Source organism: Laceyella tengchongensis, assembly GCF_900182735.1.
Classification (GTDB): Bacteria; Bacillota; Bacilli; order Thermoactinomycetales; family Thermoactinomycetaceae; genus Laceyella; species Laceyella tengchongensis.
On sequence record NZ_FXTU01000003.1, the window covers coordinates 108,068 to 127,154 of the forward strand.

Sequence of the window (19,087 nt, forward strand, 5' to 3'; positions counted from 1 at the left end):
ATTTGTTGATGTTATGCCGATGGAAAAATATTATAATCTTAATCAATTTTGATTAATATAATAATAGCCACATCCCACAAAGAGACGTGGCTATTATTTATTTTCCTTCTTTAGCAAATTGTTGAATCCTTGCTTCGATTTGATCTCGAACGCGGCGGAAGACTTCCCATACTTCTTCTTCCGTCCCTTTTGCTTTAGCTGGATCATCAAATCCCCAATGGTCACGATGTACATGGGAGGGAGTAAGCGGGCACTTATCATTGGCATCTCCGCAAAGAGTGATGACATAATCCGCACGGTTTAATAGTTCAGGATCAATCACATCAGAAGTCTGATTGGAGATATCAATTCCTTTTTCAGCCATTACTTTCACTGCTTTCGGATTCAATCCATGTGCTTCAATCCCTGCACTGTACACATCGAAGCGATCGCCTAAGTATTTCTTTCCAAACCCTTCTGCCATTTGGCTTCGACAAGAGTTGCCTGTGCATAAGAAGTAAATGATTTTTTTATTAGACATCGTTGTTCCCTCCTTTTTAAAATAAAGATTTTAGTTTGATTCGGACAGTTTTTGTGCAAAGTATTTACGCCGGAACCAATATGCGACGTTTACGAGTCCAATCAATACCGGTACTTCTACAAGCGGACCAATTACAGCGGCAAAGGCTGCCCCTGAGTTGATGCCGAAGACACCAATTGCAACTGCGATGGCCAACTCAAAGTTATTGCTGGCGGCAGTAAAGGAGAGGGAAACTGCTTTTGAATAATCTGCTCCAACCTTTTTGCCCATATAAAATGAAATGAGAAACATCACAACAAAGTAAATTAAAAGAGGAATGGCGATTCGAACTACATCCAGCGGGAGTTGAAGAACCAAGTCACCTTTTAATGAAAACATGACAATAATCGTAAACAGCAATGAAATTAATGTAATTGGGCTGATTACTGGTATGAATTTTGTCTCGTACCATTCACGCCCTTTAGCTTTCACCAATGCAAAGCGAGTGATCATGCCGGCAAAGAAAGGAATTCCCAAGTAGATCAAAACACTTTCGGCGATCTGACCCATGGTAATATTGACGACAGTTCCTTCTAACCCCAACCATTTCGGTGCAACCGTGATGAAAATGTACGCGTAAACGGAATAGAAGAGAATTTGAAAAATCGAGTTGAAGGCAACTAACCCAGCGGCATATTCTCTATTCCCATTCGCCAGGTCGTTCCACACGATTACCATCGCAATACATCGAGCAAGACCGATCAGAATAAGACCAACCATGTATTGCGGTTGATCTCTTAAGAAAAGGATGGCTAATACGAACATCAATATAGGGCCAATCACCCAGTTTTGTATCAGGGATAAACTAAGAATCCGGAGGTTCCGAAATACTTGCCCCAGTTCCTCATAACGAACTTTGGCCAGTGGAGGATGCATCATCAAAATCAATCCAATGGCAATCGGAATGGATGTAGTCCCTACCTGCAATTCTGTTAAGACGTTCACCATGCTTGGAAAAAGATAACCAGATCCGATACCTATGACCATGGCAAGAAAAATCCATAACGTCAGATACCGATCCAGAAAGGAGAGTCTTCTCATGACTCCACTCATTGCATCACGCCCTTTCATATTAAGTTTTTTGGATGAGGCCGGAGCTTTAGTCGCAGACGACTTTTCGCCCACTTTTCTTTAACTCCTCGATTTCACTTCTCATCTTTGGAAGTGTCTCTAATACAGATTGAAAGAAAGGATAGATGGAACCATCCAATGAATAGAAAACCCATTGACCATTCCGACGTTCTTTCACCAACTTCGCGTTCTTCAGTTTCCGCATATGTTGAGAAACGGCCGGCTGCGTCATATTCAAAATTTCTACCAGCTCACATACGCATAATTCCTCCACTTTTAGTAAAGCGAGAATACGCAAGCGAGTTTTATCTGCCAAGGCTTTATGACACTCCGCGATCTGCTCCCAATCCATCATATTCATCACCTCATTATTATATAAGCATGTACTTATATTTTTGTCAAAGATGAAAATAAATATACTACTGGTCAGGTCCATCAGTCTCGACACACCATGATTTATGTGAAAATAAACTTGACCACAGCATGAGGGGAAATTGACTTTGGCATCCATTGAGCGTACTGCATATCCCCGGCTCAAGCGTTCATACACTGAAAAAGAGTTGGAACGGGTAAACCTTCGAACGAAGAAGTTCGGTTTGTATACGAATTAGCACGGGGCCCAAAATCTTTGCTAAGTGCCATGATTTTGTTGAAGACTTCGCAGCGGTTGGGCTATTTTCCTAAACTCGAAGAAGTGCCTGCTCAGATTGTCAATTATATTCGCGATCGAATGAAACTACCTGTAGAAACGGTTCCAGGATACGATAAACCGCGAACTAGGTATCAACACCAGACAGCTATCCGGAAATTCCGAGGCATCCAATCCTATGGGAAAGAAGCCCAACGGATTGCCCTAGAGACAGTGCAAAAGGCCGCCCAAGTCATGGATCATCCGGCAGACTTGATCAATGTGGCCATTGCCGAACTGGTTCGGCAAAACTATGAACTTCCCGCTTTCAGTACGCTGGATCGTTTGGCGCGCCATATCCGGAAATCCGTCAATGACGGATTTTTTGAAATGGTGTTTCAACGTCTGGGCATTCAGGAAATTAAACGGTTGGATGAATTACTGGAACGGGGAGAATCGCACTATAGCGAATATAATCGTTTGAAAAACCTACCTAAAAAGTCCAGGTTGTCGGAGATCCGGGAGCGGTTGGATCATTTGGCCTGGTTAACCACTTTCGGAGATGCAAAACCGTACTTGGAGGGAATCCCGCCAGCCAAAGTAAGCCATTTTGCGGCTCAAGCCAAAGCACTGGACGCACGGGAGATGAAAGATTTTTCACAGGACAAACGAGCCACACTTCTTCTCTGTCTGATCTATCGCGCCCAAACGAAAACCCGTGATCATTTTGGAACCTTGTTTATTAAGCGGATGGCCAGTCTCCATAAAGCAGCCAAAGAAGAATTGGAGCGAATCAGGGAGCAACACCGGGAGAAAACAGGGTCCTTGGTTTTGGCTTTCACAGAAGTGTTACAAGCCTTACAGGATCATCCTGAAGATGCGGAAGCGGGACGATTGGTCAAAGAGGTTTTAGCTTCCCGAGGGAGCATTCCGGATCTTCTGGTTGATTGTGAAGCCGTCGCTTCCTGCCAGGGAAACAACTACCTCCCCTTGATTCTGAAGTTTTTTCGGCACAATCATCGCCCTGTCCTGTTCCGGCTGATTAATGCCCTTCGACTTGATTCCACTTCAGAGGACGGCCGTCTGATTCGGGCCCTCGAATTTGTGAAAGAACACCAAAATAGCCGGCGGGAGTGGCTCCCCGATGAGGTCGATTTGTCGTTTGCTTCCGACGCCTGGCGGCGGACCATCCGGGTCAAACAGCGTGTTGGGGGCTATCAAATTGCTCGCCGCCATTTAGAGGTGTGTGTCTTTTCCTATATGGCAACGGAACTGAAAACAGGAGATATCTGTATTCAAGATTCTGACGACTTTGCCGATTATCGCGAGCAACTGCTATCTTGGGAAGAATGCCAGCCTCTTTTATCTGAATACCTTGATGAAATGGATTTTCCTAAACAAGGGAAAGAGTTTGTCCAACAGTTACAGGAATGGATGAACCACACTTGCCGAACTGTCGATCACAAATATCCTGACTCTGATGCTGTTGTCATCAACGAAAAAGGGGAGCCGGAATTAAAGAAAATCCGGACAAAAGAACGGACAGTGGATCAAAAGCATTTGGAGAAATTAGTCCTCGAAAGGATGCCGGAACGGAGCATCCTTGATATCTTATGTAACGTAGAACATTGGATTGGATGGACACGTCATTTTGGGCCGCTATCCGGCTCCGACCCGAAACTGGAAATGCCAACGGAACGATATATCCTCAATACCTTTACGTACGGCTGCAATCTTGGACCCGCCCAAGCTGCTCGCCATATGCGGGGACAGGTTACTCCGAAGATGCTCTCATTCGTGAACCAACGCCACGTGACGGCACAAAAACTGGATCAGGCAATTAAAGATACTATCAACGAGTATTACCGGTTCGATCTTCCACAACTTTGGGGCAGTGGTAAAACGGCCGCTGCGGACGGAACCAAATACGATATCTATGAGGAGAATCTGTTAGCCGAATACCATATCCGGTACGGAGGATACGGTGGTATCGCTTACCACCATGTATCGGATAACTACATAGCGTTATTCAGTCATTTCATTCCCTGCGGAGTGTGGGAAGCTGTTTACATTCTTGATGGGTTACTGAAAAACAAATCCGACATTCAGCCTGATACCGTGCATGCGGATACCCAAGGGCAATCCACACCCGTGTTTGCTTTGGCCCACCTATTGGGAATTAAGCTGATGCCCCGGATTCGGAACCTGAAAGACCTGATGTTTTTCCGTCCCTTTGAAAGCGTTCGATATAAGCACATTGACATCCTATTTACTGAAACGATCAATTGGAAACTCATTGAAACTCATTGGAAAGATTTGCTCCAGGTCGTTCTTTCGATCAAGGCCGGAAAAATCTCCTCGGCTACATTGCTTCGCAAATTGGGGAATGACAGCCGTAAGAACCGGCTATACAAAGCGTTTCGAGAGTTGGGACGGGTAGTGCGAACAGTATTTTTACTGGAATACATTTCAAACTTGGAGTTTCGCCAGCAAATCACAGCTACAACAAACAAGGCTGAAGCCTATAATGGCTTTTCTAAATGGCTCTTTTTCGGCGGCGAAAGCATTATTGCTGATAACGATCCGGAAGAGCAAGAAAAGGTGATTAAGTACAATGACCTTGTTGCAAACGCCGTTATTCTTCAGAATGTAGTAGACTTAACAGCTGTGTTACGGGAGTTGACCAGAGAAGGATACGGGATTGAAAGTGAAGCCGTGGCTGCTTTGAGTCCTTACATGACCAGTCACATTAAGCGTTTTGGTGACTATGTAATTGACATGGACAATGCACCTGAGCCCCCAGAACCACAATTAATTCTGCCACTGGGATTGTGACATAGCGAGCCATAAACTAACCGGCTCCCTTAACGTGAAACACACAAGGGAGCCGGTGTTATTTCGATTTGGAACAAATTTCTATTTATAACTGTATATTTTACACGTATCTCGGACTTAACCCAAATAGGACAATGTTTTATTAAGTCCTAAAGTATTCAACACCCATGATGCTTCATGTTTAGCAAATGGGTGTTTTTAAAAAAGATGACAGCTTTGTCTGAGGGGAAATCTTGTTAAGGTTTGCGATAACGATCTGTATACACAACCCAATTCTTAAGGGGGTATGCAGGTAAGGAGAGACTTCCACCGCGGGGGAGGGAGCGTAACATCCAACTGCTAGGCAATGCGTGTTTGAGTTGAATCAGGGTATTAGACAGCCGAGGGGTGTTTAGACCTTCGATACAGGTTCGTTATCAGGGGCTTTAACGGAATAAAAAAGCGCTCATTCTTCATCAATGTAAACAAGTTTGCTACACAAACAAAACAAACCCAAAAATAAAGCCTAATCAGCATCAAGTAATCCATTCCCTATATAACAATCAACTTTTTACTTTTTAGACTTGACCCTCACGCATGCGTGATACCCCATAATCTTGTTGTGTTCAGCACAGGTGAATTGGCGACAAGCAAACATTAGCAAACGTACGCTTCATTATTACGATAGATTGGATTATTGAAGCCAACGCGGGTGGATGACAAGAATTACCGCTATTATGATCAAAGTGCGTTATTGAAGTTGCAAGAGATACGGCTGTTAAAGTCGATATCGGCTTCGCATTGCGACAAATCAAACAAATGATGGACCTATCGACATTGCTACGGACAAAGAGTTGTGGATTCAATCATTGCAGAAACAAATTAGGCTGGTTCAAAAAGAAAAACTTATGCGGAAGCAATATTATTTGCAATCAACTGATACCGCGGTACATGAATACACAGATGGGATGGTTGGTATCTTAACTCAAATATATTCTTGAATCTTTTGGTTTTGGTCACATCACCTTCACATTTTACAAAAGGGCGAAACCGGTCAATATATGGTATGATGGCATTGAATATGATTGGGACGGAGGTTTTGTTCCATGTCAAGTCAAGAGTTCTTTCAGGTGTATGGGTATTGGAGTAACTGGGATTACAAATTGAACCTTGTATTCCTGGCGATCGGAATGCTGTACGTTTGGTTAACGGGCCCGTTTAGAAAGCGTTTCAAAGATGCGGAGCCGGTGCCCGGATGGAAGAAGTTCTGTTTTCTCAGCGGATTGATTATTTATTTCTTTGCGTTGGGAAGTCCGCTTAATCTGATGGCGCATGAACTGTTCAGCATGCACATGATGCAAATGTCGTTTTTATATTTTGCTGTGCCGCCTTTGTTGCTGTTGGGCATGCCTGCTTACTTATTGCGGCCTGTCGTTAATCTGAAAGTCGTGCGCGGCATCATCCGTTTCTTCACCAAACCATTATTCTCTGTGTTTTTCTTTAACGGGTTGATATCTTTTTATCACGTGCCTGTGGTTTTTGACAAGATCATGAAAGAACACCTATTGCACGACCTATCGCACGGTATCTTGTTGTTTGCAGCATTATGCATGTGGTGGCCGATCATCGGACCAATTCCGGAATGGGATCGCATCAAACCGATCCCCAAATTGGGGTTAATCTTCGCTAACGGCATTTTGCTCACCCCGGCTTGTGCGATGATTACTTTCACTGATGTTGTCTTGTTCCAATCTTACATGGATATGTCACAAGTATTTCCGGTGATGAGTCCTATTCACGATCAACAGCTGGGTGGCGTCATCATGAAGATCATGCAGGAGATCGTTTATATCACAGCAATCGGCTTGGTGTTCCTGAAATGGCTTAGACAAGAAAGAGCCAAAGATGAAGCCGAATTGCGTGAGTGGCAACAACAGAATCAGATGAAGCTTAGAGAATCTTGATAGTGGTGGTGTAACGCATGCACAAGGTTGGAAGCGCCTCTCTGGCGTGCTTGTTTTTGCTTCTCGCCACTACGGCTTGCCAAAACGCAGAGGCCCCAGGCCAAGGGACGTCGTCGACGACTGAAACGGCAGGTCCGCAAGACATTTATCAGCGGCACTGCGCCAACTGCCATGGCGGGAACTTGCAAGGCGGATTTGGCCCAGCATTGAAAAAAGTGGGGGCCAAATACGACAAAGATGAGATTCTCCAGATCATTCAAAAGGGAAAAGGCAATATGCCGTCACAAGACTATGTGAGCAAACAAGATCAAGCGACCCTGGCCCAATGGCTATCCGAACAGAAGTAAAAGCAAGGCATCCATTTTGCGGATGCCTTGCTTTTTTGCTTCGTGACCGATTCATGCCATAGAGAATATAGTAAAGTTAAAAATGAATATGGAGTTCGCTTATGACACATCAACAACAACTTGTTTGCCAACACAGTTTGTCTTCATTGTTGCCTGAACCGTGTTGTGCGCGATTTCCGGAACTGCCCGAACAAAGGGGGGGACGCACGTTTCTGCTCAATCCGTCTGTTGAAGAGTTGCGTTCCTTGCCTGAACACCATAAACCGATCATTGCTTATGACATATTGCCATCCCCAGACGCATATCCGTTCTTGCGTGAACGCACCGTGTGGGTTCCTTCCCATGCTTTTCGGCATCATTTCCAATTACGACAAATCTCGGCCGATGTGAGGTATCCTGTTCCCCGCGCCGTTCCATTTTTGATTCAACGTAAAAAAAAGATGAAACAGCATTTGGGTGCATTAGGACAAAAGTTGTTATGGATAGATGATCGCTTAATACCGCATGCAGAGAAAACAGCTCTTTTGGATACATTGCGGCTGATATGCCGTTTGTCCCCCCAGTTGAAGGTCATGTGGGTCACTGATCGGAAAGAAACCAAACACCAGCACATCCGGTTTGTTCCTCCTAGCAAAGCGGATCATCTTGCGTTGTGGCAGGGAGCAGATCTCACATTGACAATGGGTTCAGCCGAGTGTTCATTTGCAGCCTTTCATGTGCAATGTCTCCATGCAGGTATTGTCGTGTTAACGGATAACCAGGGAGACCATGGGGAGTGGATTCGCCACCAATATACCGGTTTGGTGCTCAATCCCAAATTCCTCAACAAAGAACTGCGTCATTATTTGCCGATGTTGGTGAACAATCCCGATTGGCTGTTCGGTCTTAAAAAAAACGGGCAATCTTTGGTGCATAAGACCTTGAAAACAAGCGAGGCGACCGACAATGAGTGAGCCTTGTGTAGTTAGCGTGATTATGCCCACCAGGAACCGTTGGGAAAGTGCATGGCGGTGCATTCATAACCTAAGCCGCTATACCGAAGAGCGTTATGAGATCATATTGGTTGATAATGCCTCTGATTTCATCCCGGATTATATCTTAAAACGAGATGACCTTTATTTTATTCGCAATGGATGGGACAGGGGAGAAGTGGCAGCCATCAACCAAGGGATGAAAAAAGCATCGGGTGAATACATCGTCTGGTTGAAGCAGAGGGCAGTGCCTTCACATCGTTGGTTGACCCAGATGATCAGAGTGCTTAAAGAGACACCCGCGGCCGGCATGGTCGGACCGATGACCAATCGGGGATTGGAAGAGCAACGTTTGCCTGTTCCATTTCAAGCGTTAAGCAAAATCCATCGCTTTAGCAACCAGTACAACCACAGTGACCCGCGTCACTGGAAAGAAGTGTCCCGTCTCCAATCTTTTTGTTGTGTCCTGCCGCGGGCTGTCGTGGAAGAAGTGGGTGAATTGGATGAGTGGTTTGGCATGGGAAGCCATGAAGTGGACGATTATGGCGTTCGGCTCAAACAAGCTGGGTATCGGTTGGTGGTAGCCGGGGATACGTATGTTCATCAGTTCCGCGATACAGAAAGAAACAAAGTGGACTTGCGTGAAAGAAAAAAGAGGGAATCGCAAAACCGACGGTACTTCATACACAAGTGGGGAAGTGATGTGTTTGAAGCGGCTGACGCGAGAAGGTGAAGAGGAAACATCCGTCGGATAAAAGTAGTAGTGTGCGGCAAAGAAACGATCTCAATTCAAATGCGGACGCTGGATTCTTCCAGCATTTTTTTTATGGTGTGATACGCAGAGGATAAAGCGGGGAGATCGCCGTAACGGATGATCAGATGGCATGGTTTTTGTTGCCCACGTATTTTATAGCAGACATTGGTGTTGAACTTATGCGCCTTTGTCGGGACATGTTGCCAAAGCCATAGGATGTCTTCCTGCATATAGTCAAGCGAAGTGACAAAACCAATTCCGCAGTATTCCAAATACACTTTGCACTCATCCACTCCCTCATGATGCATGACCGACACGTAATATTCTACCGCTCGGGGCGGAAACCCCAGCGCCAATCCCACTTCCCGATGGTAAGCAGGGGAGTCGGGAAGGAGGAGGTGTGTTTGTTCCAAAAAACGGTGTTTGTTGGCCTCCGTTTGAAAATATAAGAGCTGGTCCATCTGATGCAGGCGGACGCCGACACTTGGATAAGAAGCCAACTTCAATGATTCAACTGCATGATACGATTGGTAGTGCGGATTGGTGAGCAAGGCTGGTTTGAAACCGCGCAAAAAAGATTCAATATCTTTCATGCCACGTTCTCCTTTCGCTGTGTGAAAAGATTCAACCTCAAATATTTATACCCTCATCCCGAAATTCCTTTTCATCATTTTCAATTTTTGTAATTAACAGGAGTTGAATATCAGTGTTGTAAAAAGCCTTAGCCGCAAGGGGACTAAGGCTTTTCGACTTAAGCTGCATGATCGTCTGTAGCTTTTTTTCGCTTGGACAGGGGTAAGTTGGAGAAGAAGAGGACACTGACCAAGATGAGGAGCATCCCAATGACGGTACCTGTTGTCATCGGCTCATCCAGAAACATCATGCCCCAGATCACACCAAAGGCTGGCACCAGCATAGTCACATAATTGGTTTGTGTTGGCCCGACATCCCGGAGCAACCTGAAATACAGCAAGTAGGCGAACGCAGTGGACAAGATCGCCAATGCCAAGATAGAGAGAGTGACTGGAAGGGATGGGAGTTTAGCAGGGACATCCATGGTTGCAAAAGGCAGGATGCATGCTGTGGCTCCCAATAACTGCCCGATTGACAGGGATAAGGGCGATACGTCAAACGTTTTTTTGGCGTAGGTTGAGCCCAAGCCGTAAAAAAGCGCTGCGAGAAGTGAAGCGGAAATAGCCAAGACAGTGGCCAAGTTTAATTCCATGGGTGACCAACCGACAAGAACACAGACACCGATGAAGCCAATCAGAAGTCCCAAAACCTTCTGAACCGTGAACATTTCCTTTAACCACACCCGCGCGACCACCGCAGTGAACAGGGGAGTCGTTGCGTTTAATATCGCGGCGAAAGAGGATGTGATATGGACTTCAGCGTAAGAAATCAAGACAAAGGGAAGGACTGTGTTTATGAGACCAAGCAAATAATACTTCGCATGATCTTTTTTTATGGAAAAGGGAATCTTCAACAAAAAAGCATAAGCAAGTAGGGTCAATAAGGCGATCCCCACACGCAACCAAACCAAAAAGACAGGTCCCACCTCCGAGACCGCCACACGGATGTAAAGAAAAGAAGCCCCCCACAATGCGGCTAGCGCCAATAGGATCCCTAAGTTTTTTAAGCTCATCTCAGTCTAACCTTTCTGTACACGAAATGTCTTTCTTTTATAGTTTAATCAAAACCGTCGCCTCTTTACAGGGGGAAAATAAAAAAACCGGGACCAAGCCCGGTAGGTCAAAACTCATATTAAAAAGCGCCCCAAAGGATGGGCGTCATGGTGAAAATCGGAACCGCCCGTGACGAAGAGATGATGCTTCTCAGCGAGACGAATCAGTTTGTTGACATCCCGCAGACGGTGTTCACGGTGCCAGACTTCCAGTCCATCCAACCCCAATGCGATCATCTCCTCAATATGGGTCGGGTTTTTAAAGCAATAAGGATGGGCGAGAACGGCGACTCCACCGGCGTCATGAATCATCTGGATGCCCTCTTCTAACGAAAGTCCTGTCAAATCAACGCAAGCGGGTCGGCCGTCACCTAAGTAATGCCGAAAAACATCACGCACACTGTAGAGATAGCCTTTGGCAACGATTGCTTTTGCAATATGGGGGCGGGTGATAACACTGTTGCCGCTGTATTGGCGAACATCTTCCATGGTGATCGGCATGTTGAACTGGCGGAATTTATCGATAATGCGTCTGGCCCGCTCGTTCCGTTCTTCATGGAGAATGCGCAACTGCTGTTGCATTTGGTGTAAATCCCGCAAGTTATAACCCAATACATCCACATTATATTTTCGCCAACGCGTACGGATCTCCACACCAGGAATCACTGTCAGCGAGGTGGATTGGCTGGCGGCCATCGCTTCAGCAACACCGGCCACTGTATCGTGATCGGTGATGGCGATGGTTTGCAAGCCGATCGCGGATGCTTTTTCCACCACTTCAGCGGGCGTAAACACGCCATCTGAAGCACAAGTGTGAATATGCAGATCAAATGTTCCAGGTTCGAGATCGTTGATGATGTTCATTATGGCCTCCTTTGGCATCTCATCAATCAGTGACTTTCGCCCTGAATCTCTTCTTGTTTTCATGTCACATTCCTTCTGGGATGTTGCTACGAAGAAGATTGGATTTTTTTACAAAAATAGCAGGAATGGATAAGAGGGTGATTGTATATTACTCTCAATAAAACAATGATCGGTGTGATGTTGCCATATGAAAACAAGAGAGATGCTCCCAGGACATTTACTTTACGATATTTTCGACTCTGACCTGTCCGTCGACTATCTGATTGAATCGTATGAGGAGTGGCGGAAAAATTGGCGCCAGGTGCCGCATTTTGTGTCCGATTCTTTGGAATGGATCGCCGCCAAACACGGGTTTGATCAACACAGGATGAAAGATGAGAGAGAAACGGTACTTGAGTTGATCAAGGAGGAATATCCCGAAGCGTGGGCATATCTCCATCCCGATGGCTCATTTAGCAAGTATCATTATGACTATGCCTGTTCAGCTTACTGGTGTCGCTACCGATTTCGTCAACTGGGCTTGTCAGAGGAGATACCTGACGAAACCGGCGTAGACGAATCCGAAAAGTGAGAGCACCGGCAATGTTGGTACCACCCGCCCATTTCTTTGAAAAATGACTTGAGAAACCTTTTTGGGTGACTCAAGTCATTTCATATTGTCTTTATTTGCTTTGAAGAATCTTTTCTGTTTCGGCGACTAGATCCCGGAGCATGTCGGCAGCTTGTCTCGTCTGATTTTCATCTTTGGAGAGCAGTGTAAAAATCTGATCCACTCTTTTTTTATAGTCAACAGGCTTGATTGCAAACTGATCAACCATCATGACCGCTTTCTTCTCATTGATGCAATATTGTTTGTTCTTGGCAAATAAAACTTGATTCAAACTAGAAATCGCGCGAAAGCAATGTCCGGCAACATAAGAAAGGTCATCCTGATGTACAGCTTTATCCACAAACATCAGGGAAAAAGATGCTTCAAAAAGAAACCATTTCATGATGGCTTCTTGCAGAGTTTCTGGGTAAGGCTGGGTTTTCGCCTTTAATGCAGCAAGTTGATTTGTCGGGTCGGCAAGAATTTTACAAATGGACACTTCCCCCATATACATGACATTAAGATACGCGTGAGGATGGCCTGTTTGATAATGAGCTGTAACGGAACCCTTCAGACAATCATCAATGACTTGAGAGACTCTGTTTGTATCACGCAAAATAAAGTCAACATGATACCCTTGGATGATGAGCCACCCTCCTGCATTGACCCATGGCCCCCAGCCTCCTAAAGGCGTAACGCAATTTCGTTCAACCGAGCCACGTCAAATCCTGCTGATTCATCATAATAAATGCCGATGTCTATATCAGAATCCGGCCGATGAGTGCCGCGCGCTCTTGATCCTCCCAACACCACTCCGACGATCCCAGGAACCCCTTCTAATTTTCTCGTCACATTATCAATAATTTTTTGAGCAGTCATCTTTGTTTCAACTTCCTTTCTAAACCTAATGGCGGATGCTGGTCTAACATCGGAGATCAGCACAGGCGATCGAGCCACCCGCCACGAAAAACTTTGTTTTGACATCTTTTTGTCAGATTTTGCCGGCAGGATTCTGTCACGTAAATGTTAAAAAATAACAAAAACAGGCGAGTAGAAAGGGAAGGGTTATGAGTATAGATATTAGTCTCCAAACATTTAAGCGGGTCGAAGAAAACGCCCTGGCGGCACTCAGGCAAGGGATGACGCCCAAAGATGGCTTGCGCCGAGCCCATGCGGCCATCATGGCGGAGGGATTGAGCCAGCGGGAAGTGGACTTCTTGTTCAACTGGATCGTCAATTGCATTCTTACTGCGGATGCACGTAGATTGATTATGAATGAAGGGCATCGTCCGGAAATTAAAGAGAAATTTCGTCGCGAGTTGGGAATCGCTTGGCAAGATATGCCGATCGGGCAGGATTTATCCATCAACAAACAGTCATTGCCCCGTCTCAAACGCTATTATTTGGCGGATGAATTTCCTTATTCTTTCTGATGCCATTCGCGCACCGTTTCGCGAATGCGGTCCAATTGCTCCCAATATCTAGCAATAGCCGTTTTGCCATCATGGGTGATACGGATGGTCGTGTGGGGGATCTTTTTGCGGACGAATTGTTTGCTGATATCCACGTAACCGGCCCGTTCCAATTTGGACAAATGGGATGAAAGATTGCCTTTGGTTAGTCCGGTCAGCTCTTGCAAAAACAGAAATTCCGCCATGGTGCAAGCCTCCAGTGCACTCATGATCGCCAACCGGGCGGGCTCGTGAATCAATTTATCCAATCGGGTCATTTCTTTAAACGGCATCATCGGAACCAACTCCAATTTCACAAATTGATTTATATATGTAACTAGTTTGTATTATAAACACAAATGCGTCCAATGCAAAGCCCCGCCCGCAAAAGTACGGCAGAACACATTCTTTTGGACAATCCCTTTGCTTTTTTTATGTACTCTATCTGCTTGGCAAGAGTGTGGATTCATTTCCTTTTGAACAACGGAAACACAAAAAGGACTCGCTGTCTATGTGGCCATTGAGTCCTTTTTTATTATTGCAGGTTCTGACATTTTTCATGGAAGGGTACACAGAGCTGCTTGGCCTCAATTCATCTGTATGGGTTCACCGTTGTTTCCAAATACTAATACGCCTAAAAATCCAACCAAAACATATAAAAAAGCTGTCAAAAGAACATCGCTTTGAAAGCTTGCTTTTCTCCAAGTAGTAATCAAAAGAACACCAAAGACAGGAACAAACACTCCATACGCATACAACAATTTAAATGGAAGCATTTCACCCTCACAGATCGACGAAGGGGTCGGTAAGACTTCCTTTCTTCATTTACAATTGGAACCTGAAATACAAACATCCGTCGAAACATGATCTTCCCGTTTAAAATTCGACCCAAAAGCGAACAGTAAGAGATGGGTGAAGAAAGTGAAAACATGGCTAAACTCGCCAATGGTAGCGGCTGCGATCGGTTTGGTAAGCAATGTTGTGCTGACGGTTTTGAAGTTTGGGGTCGGTTTTGTGTTTCGAAGTCCATCGTTGATCGCCGACGGTGCTCATAATGCGGCCGATGTGATTGCGTCGGCAGCGACATTAGGTTCGATGCGGGTGTCCAAGCAACCGGCAGATGAAGAACACCCCTATGGGCATGGGAAGGCGGAGGTTATCGCATCTGGCGTTGTTGCGGTTATTTTGTTTATTATCGGGCTTTATATGATTTATCACTCCATCGTATCGTTGTTTGAGCCCGCTGTGGAAGCGCATTGGTTATCCTTTGCGGCTGCGGTGCTGTCATTGGTTTGGAAACAGGTACTTTACATTTACACCATTCGCATCGGACGCAGGGAGAACAGCAAAGCTTTGATCGCCACGGCCTATGACCATTTGTCCGATGTGTACGCTTCCCTCGCCGCGGTGATCGGGATTGGCGCGGCCATCGCTGGCCAACTATATAGCCTCCCTTTTGCGCAATACGGGGATCCGCTAGCCAGCATTGTTGTCTCTTTGTTGATCATCAAAATCGCAATTGATATGGGTCGGGAGTCCATGGGGATTTTGATGGAGAGAAATCTGCCGGAAGAAAAAATCAAAGAATACTCTCAGATTATTTTAAACGTCCCCCATGTCAAACGGATTGACCGCATCCGGGCTAGAGAACACGGGCACTATACGATTGTCGATGTGCGGGTGGGTCTTCCTGGTGAGTTGTCGATCCAGGAAGGGCATGATACCGCACGGAAAATCAAACAGGCGTTGATGGCGCATGATGAGGAAATACAAGAAGTTCTCATCCACCTGAACCCCTGGTATGACACGGATGCATAGAGTCTGGAAACCCCAGGCTCTTTTTGCGTTGAAGGCAAAAAAAGCAGAGGGTTCCAGTCACTCTGCTTTCCTCTGCCGCGCTGACTTAACCATTTGTTCGTCAACGTGACATGAGATATAATTGAATCGTTTACCAAATTATTGTTGATCTTCGACAAAACGAATGTTGGATAATTGTTGTTTTACTTGTCCGCGGATGGCTCCCAAGTAGATTTTATATAACTTCTGTTGTTCTTTTCGCTCTAATTCCGTAAGCCCGACGGTTTTCTTTTTACGAGCCAATTCATTGATTCTATTAATTAATTGTTGATCGATCATTCATATCACTCCTTCTAACCCACTTTACCTAAATCGATGTGGATTTGCAAGATTGAGAGAGGATGGTAGCGAGAAGTAAAGATGAAAGCGATCATTTATGCGCGTGTCAGTACGAAGAAGGAAGAGCAGGAAACGAGTTTGGAGCGGCAAGTCCTCGATCTGAAGCAATGGGCTGAAGAGTTGTCTGTTGAAGTCGTGCGGGTCATTTCTGAACAATACAGTGGGTTTGATCTTAACCGGCCCGGTTTGCACGAGCTATTTGACACGTTGAAACAAGAAAAAGTCGAGGCCGTCCTTATTCAAGACGATACGCGACTAGGACGGGGAGAAGCAAAATTGGCCATTATCCATCAGCTCCATCGGTCTGGTTGCACGATTTACTCCCTGCAACAGCGTGGGGAGTTGGAGTTGGACGCCGGTGAATCGACAGTATTGTCGATCATAGCCAAAGTGGAAGAATTGCAACGGAAAATGATGAATCAGAAGATCAGTTGGGGCATGCGGCGCGCAGTGAGAGAAAAGGGATTCAATCCTGCAAAGAATCTGAAGAACCAAGGATTGGGCGGACGCGAAAAGAAAGAAGTCCCATTGGAGCAAATCGTGGCATTAAAGGAGAAAAAGCTCACCTATGAGGAGATCGCGGCCACGTTAAAAGGGTTTGGATATGATGTTTCACGGGCGACCGTACATCGGAGATATCGGGAATGGAAACAATCTCAAGAAGAAAAATTGCAAAATTCACTTGAAATGGAGGAGTCCCGATGAGCACCATCAACTGGGAACGATACGAGGTTTTGACACAAACGCCGGGTGCTCCCGGTTTTGAACAAGCTATGCGGAAAGTGATGCGCACATACATATCCGAAGTGACCGAAGAGATTGTGCAGGATCGGCTAGGGGGCATCTATGGCGTGAAACGCGGTACGGAAGAAGGGCCCAAAATCCTGTTTGCTGGACACATGGATGAAGTCGCTTTCATGATCACCCGCATCACTGCCGATGGCTTTTTGAAGTTCCAACCCTTAGGAGGCTGGTGGTCCCAAGTGCTGCTTGCGCAACGAGTCGATGTGATCACTCGGGATGGCAAGCGGATTCCAGGGGTGATCGGTTCTGTGCCTCCACACTTGCTGAGTGACGAGCGGCGCAATAAAGTCGTGGACGTCAATCAAATGTTTATCGATATCGGCGCAACCAGTGAAGAGGACGTGAAAGAGTGGGGGATCCGCCTAGGGGATGTCGTCGTGCCCCACTGTCCGTTTGTAGAAATGGAAGGCGGCAAAAGGGTAATGAGCAAGGCGTGGGATAACCGCTTTGGTTGTGGTTTGGTATTGGAAGTACTAGAAGAGTTGGCTCGGACGGATCATCCCAACACGGTGTACGCCGGGGCGACGGTTCAGGAAGAAGTCGGTTTGCGCGGGGCAGGAGTAGCTGCGGAAATGATCCAGCCTGATGTGTTCTTAGCTGTTGATTCCGGACCGGCGGGTGATACCCCGGGAGTGAGCGACGGATTTGGCAAGATTGGGGGCGGAGTGGTCATCCGCATTTACGACCGGTCCATGATCACTTCACCGGGTATGCGGGACTTTTTGTTGGACACCGCAGAGTCTGAGCAAATCCCTTATCAATTCTTTGTGTCCCAAGGAGGCACCGATGCCGGACGGGTGCATCAATCAGGGATTGGCATTCCCTCCGCGGCGATTGGCATTTGTGCGCGCTACATTCATTCCCATGCGTCGATTGTTGATAAAGAAGATGTTGAAGCGGCTAAAGCGTTTGCCTTGGCATTGATCAAACGGCTCGATCAGACGACATTTAAAACGATTTTGGATCGGTGAAAAGCAAAAAAGCAGATGGGTTATGCCCATCTGCTTTTTTAGTTCGGGACAAGCGGGATTGGTTTGGTCTTGGTTCCGTCCGGCATGATGCTCGGTACTTCGCCCACCACCAACTCTCGAATAATAGGGTAATCGAACTTGACAGTGAAGTGTTCTTTGGCAAATGGCAATAAGGTGGAGATTTCGATTTCTGCATGAATCAAGATGTTTACCAACGTCGTATTAATCCCCGATTGCTCCACTTTGGTCGTCAGCGTGACATGGGGAGACCCTTCAATCCAGATATCCAAAGGGATATTCGGCCCGAAATCGGATAAAATGCTACTTTCGGCGATTTTCCCCAACGAGATGTGAACCTCGCGGTCTTGGGATTCTTTCAATTCATGCAAGATGCGGTCGGTCAGGATTTGGTAGATCTTGCCTTCCGCGTGGCTGTCAAAACTGATGCCGGCGATCCGGCCTTGCTGGTCTTTATGCATGAAAGCGACTTGTTTTTTTTCTTTGCTTAGTGCATCCTGAACATCTGCGACACCTTTTAAGAACGCTTCCTCAACTATCTTCTTTGCTTCCGTCTTGGCAATCGTCGATAATGTCGTATCATATTGAACTTCAATGAACCATAATGGAAAGATGATGATGGCCGCACAAATCAGAAGAAGGAAAATCAGCTTCATCTTCGGACCACGCCGAATCATGCGGTAGGGAAGGCCTGCGTTCGACGGTGGGGAAGGAACCCGGTGAGAGGCGAACCCCGATGCCCGACGCAAGCGGATCGGTTGTGTGAAGCGCTTGATCCATTGTGCCATAGACAACGGCCAGGGTCGTTTATTGACCAACCGACGCCGTTTTAACATAGCAGTCCCCCCCTCGGCATTGAAGATGAATACTTTATATGTATTATGAACCTTCCAGAAAAAGAAGACGTGAAGCTGGCGATTTCATCCAAGAATCGGCCGCTTCGCCGACATTATCGGGAACAATGGCTTCCTTGGGAAGACTGCGTGCTTCTAATTCTTGAATACTGCCGGGAGTTGGGTTTCCCTGGAAATGAAGTAGACTTCGTAAAAGGGTTGAAATCATGGATGATCGAAGTCTCAAGAAACGTCGTAGATTCGACCGCTGTCGGCAGTTAAGACGAGAAGGATATTACGTAGATCCCAATGATCTAAGTGCGCTTAGTCCATATCTTACGGAACATATCAAGCGATTTGGCGATTACATCATTGATTTAGAGGATTAGATGTTAAGTTAGAATAAGATGGATATTTCCGATTATTTTTTATGGTATAAATTGATGAAATAATGATGTTTACTCCTGCATAAACTCAATTTAAAATGAAAGTATTAACGAACAAGGAGGCAATTCACATGAAAACCATGACAAATCAAACCGTACAAACATATAAGGGTGGAACATCTT

General features: G+C 45.9%; 21 protein-coding genes and 2 pseudogenes. 12 read left to right on the forward strand and 11 right to left on the reverse strand.

The features are described from left to right. Window positions 1–97: 97 nt before the first annotated feature. The 3 genes from arsC to QQZ12_RS07530 are packed head-to-tail and all read right to left on the reverse strand — an operon-like array spanning window position 98 to window position 1,982. Window positions 98–520 (reverse strand): arsenate reductase (thioredoxin), encoded by a 423-nt coding sequence (gene arsC / locus QQZ12_RS07520; protein WP_102992498.1) that lies wholly within the window; start codon window positions 518–520, stop codon window positions 98–100. 30 nt (window positions 521–550) lie between these two features. Continuing rightward, complete coding sequence (arsB, locus tag QQZ12_RS07525; RefSeq protein ID WP_102993835.1) at window positions 551–1,600, reverse strand: ACR3 family arsenite efflux transporter; 1,050 nt, start codon at window positions 1,598–1,600, stop codon at window positions 551–553. 58 nt (window positions 1,601–1,658) lie between these two features. Then, a complete protein-coding gene (locus QQZ12_RS07530; RefSeq protein ID WP_102993834.1) occupies window positions 1,659–1,982 on the reverse strand; it encodes an ArsR/SmtB family transcription factor in 324 nt (107 codons plus the stop codon). 148 nt (window positions 1,983–2,130) lie between these two features. Between QQZ12_RS07530 and QQZ12_RS07535 the strand changes: the two are divergent. The 6 genes and pseudogenes from QQZ12_RS07535 to QQZ12_RS07555 all read left to right on the forward strand — a co-directional run bounded on the left by QQZ12_RS07535 (window position 2,131) and on the right by QQZ12_RS07555 (window position 9,087). Beyond that, window positions 2,131–5,093: pseudogene (locus QQZ12_RS07535) on the forward strand (Tn3 family transposase). A 676-nt stretch (window positions 5,094–5,769) separates the two neighbouring features. Then, window positions 5,770–5,895 (forward strand): MerR family transcriptional regulator, encoded by a 126-nt coding sequence (locus QQZ12_RS16985; RefSeq protein WP_189318819.1) that lies wholly within the window; start codon window positions 5,770–5,772, stop codon window positions 5,893–5,895. 283 nt (window positions 5,896–6,178) lie between these two features. Then, a complete protein-coding gene (locus QQZ12_RS07540) occupies window positions 6,179–7,036 on the forward strand; it encodes a cytochrome c oxidase assembly protein (RefSeq protein WP_284724203.1) in 858 nt (285 codons plus the stop codon). 17 nt (window positions 7,037–7,053) lie between these two features. Further along, the gene (locus tag QQZ12_RS07545; protein ID WP_102992495.1) at window positions 7,054–7,383 is read left to right on the forward strand and encodes a c-type cytochrome; all 330 of its coding nucleotides are present in this window, start codon (window positions 7,054–7,056) and stop codon (window positions 7,381–7,383) included. Window positions 7,384–7,484: 101 nt separating this feature from the next. Continuing rightward, entirely contained in the window at window positions 7,485–8,336 is an 852-nt protein-coding gene (locus QQZ12_RS07550) for a hypothetical protein (protein ID WP_102992494.1), read from the forward strand. Further along, complete coding sequence (locus QQZ12_RS07555) at window positions 8,329–9,087, forward strand: glycosyltransferase family 2 protein (protein WP_102992493.1); 759 nt, start codon at window positions 8,329–8,331, stop codon at window positions 9,085–9,087. The genes QQZ12_RS07550 and QQZ12_RS07555 overlap by 8 nt, the downstream gene beginning before the upstream one ends. 56 nt (window positions 9,088–9,143) lie before the next feature. Here QQZ12_RS07555 and QQZ12_RS07560 read toward each other — a convergent pair whose 3' ends face one another. From QQZ12_RS07560 to QQZ12_RS07570, 3 genes are all read right to left on the reverse strand, one after another. Beyond that, window positions 9,144–9,701, reverse strand: a complete 558-nt coding sequence (locus QQZ12_RS07560) for a hypothetical protein (RefSeq protein WP_102992492.1) — start codon at window positions 9,699–9,701, stop codon at window positions 9,144–9,146. A 158-nt stretch (window positions 9,702–9,859) separates the two neighbouring features. Further along, complete coding sequence (locus QQZ12_RS07565) at window positions 9,860–10,753, reverse strand: DMT family transporter (RefSeq protein ID WP_102992491.1); 894 nt, start codon at window positions 10,751–10,753, stop codon at window positions 9,860–9,862. Between the two features lie 114 nt (window positions 10,754–10,867). Then, complete coding sequence (locus QQZ12_RS07570; RefSeq protein ID WP_284724204.1) at window positions 10,868–11,656, reverse strand: PHP domain-containing protein; 789 nt, start codon at window positions 11,654–11,656, stop codon at window positions 10,868–10,870. A 187-nt stretch (window positions 11,657–11,843) separates the two neighbouring features. On the opposite strand from QQZ12_RS07570, the gene QQZ12_RS07575 reads away from it, so the two are divergent. Next, window positions 11,844–12,227 carry a hypothetical protein gene (locus QQZ12_RS07575; RefSeq protein WP_123827445.1) on the forward strand — a complete coding sequence of 128 codons (384 nt, stop codon included), beginning with the start codon at window positions 11,844–11,846 and terminating at the stop codon, window positions 12,225–12,227. Between the two features lie 91 nt (window positions 12,228–12,318). Here QQZ12_RS07575 and QQZ12_RS07580 read toward each other — a convergent pair whose 3' ends face one another. Next, window positions 12,319–12,861 carry a DUF4037 domain-containing protein gene (locus tag QQZ12_RS07580; RefSeq protein WP_431606298.1) on the reverse strand — a complete coding sequence of 181 codons (543 nt, stop codon included), beginning with the start codon at window positions 12,859–12,861 and terminating at the stop codon, window positions 12,319–12,321. A gap of 68 nt (window positions 12,862–12,929) precedes the next feature. After that, window positions 12,930–13,124: a nucleotidyltransferase domain-containing protein gene (locus QQZ12_RS17080; RefSeq protein ID WP_425436566.1), complete on the reverse strand. Its 195-nt coding sequence runs from the start codon at window positions 13,122–13,124 to the stop codon at window positions 12,930–12,932. Window positions 13,125–13,312: 188 nt separating this feature from the next. On the opposite strand from QQZ12_RS17080, the gene QQZ12_RS07585 reads away from it, so the two are divergent. Further along, a complete protein-coding gene (locus tag QQZ12_RS07585) occupies window positions 13,313–13,678 on the forward strand; it encodes a hypothetical protein (protein ID WP_102992487.1) in 366 nt (121 codons plus the stop codon). Here the strand turns inward: QQZ12_RS07585 and QQZ12_RS07590 are convergent. Further along, window positions 13,666–13,992 (reverse strand): transcriptional regulator, encoded by a 327-nt coding sequence (locus tag QQZ12_RS07590; RefSeq protein WP_022738198.1) that lies wholly within the window; start codon window positions 13,990–13,992, stop codon window positions 13,666–13,668. The two genes, QQZ12_RS07585 and QQZ12_RS07590, sit on opposite strands and share 13 nt — an antisense overlap. A gap of 649 nt (window positions 13,993–14,641) precedes the next feature. Here QQZ12_RS07590 and QQZ12_RS07595 point away from each other — a divergent pair. After that, entirely contained in the window at window positions 14,642–15,514 is an 873-nt protein-coding gene (locus tag QQZ12_RS07595) for a cation diffusion facilitator family transporter (protein WP_102992486.1), read from the forward strand. Between the two features lie 138 nt (window positions 15,515–15,652). On the opposite strand, the gene QQZ12_RS07600 is transcribed toward QQZ12_RS07595, so the two are convergent. Then, window positions 15,653–15,832 carry a DUF896 domain-containing protein gene (locus QQZ12_RS07600; RefSeq protein WP_022738201.1) on the reverse strand — a complete coding sequence of 60 codons (180 nt, stop codon included), beginning with the start codon at window positions 15,830–15,832 and terminating at the stop codon, window positions 15,653–15,655. A gap of 81 nt (window positions 15,833–15,913) precedes the next feature. Here QQZ12_RS07600 and QQZ12_RS07605 point away from each other — a divergent pair, with 81 nt between their 5' ends. Then, window positions 15,914–16,597: a YneB family resolvase-like protein gene (locus QQZ12_RS07605; protein WP_022738202.1), complete on the forward strand. Its 684-nt coding sequence runs from the start codon at window positions 15,914–15,916 to the stop codon at window positions 16,595–16,597. Then, window positions 16,594–17,667 (forward strand): M42 family metallopeptidase, encoded by a 1,074-nt coding sequence (locus QQZ12_RS07610; protein ID WP_284724205.1) that lies wholly within the window; start codon window positions 16,594–16,596, stop codon window positions 17,665–17,667. The genes QQZ12_RS07605 and QQZ12_RS07610 overlap by 4 nt, the downstream gene beginning before the upstream one ends. Before the next feature lie 38 nt (window positions 17,668–17,705). Here QQZ12_RS07610 and yunB read toward each other — a convergent pair whose 3' ends face one another. After that, on the reverse strand, window positions 17,706–18,521 hold the full coding sequence (gene yunB, locus QQZ12_RS07615; protein WP_102992484.1) for a sporulation protein YunB: 816 nt from the start codon (window positions 18,519–18,521) through the stop codon (window positions 17,706–17,708). A 272-nt stretch (window positions 18,522–18,793) separates the two neighbouring features. On the opposite strand from yunB, the pseudogene QQZ12_RS17085 reads away from it, so the two are divergent. Continuing rightward, a pseudogene (locus tag QQZ12_RS17085) lies at window positions 18,794–18,907 on the forward strand (Tn3 family transposase); the annotation flags it as partial. Window positions 18,908–19,087 lie beyond the last annotated feature (180 nt).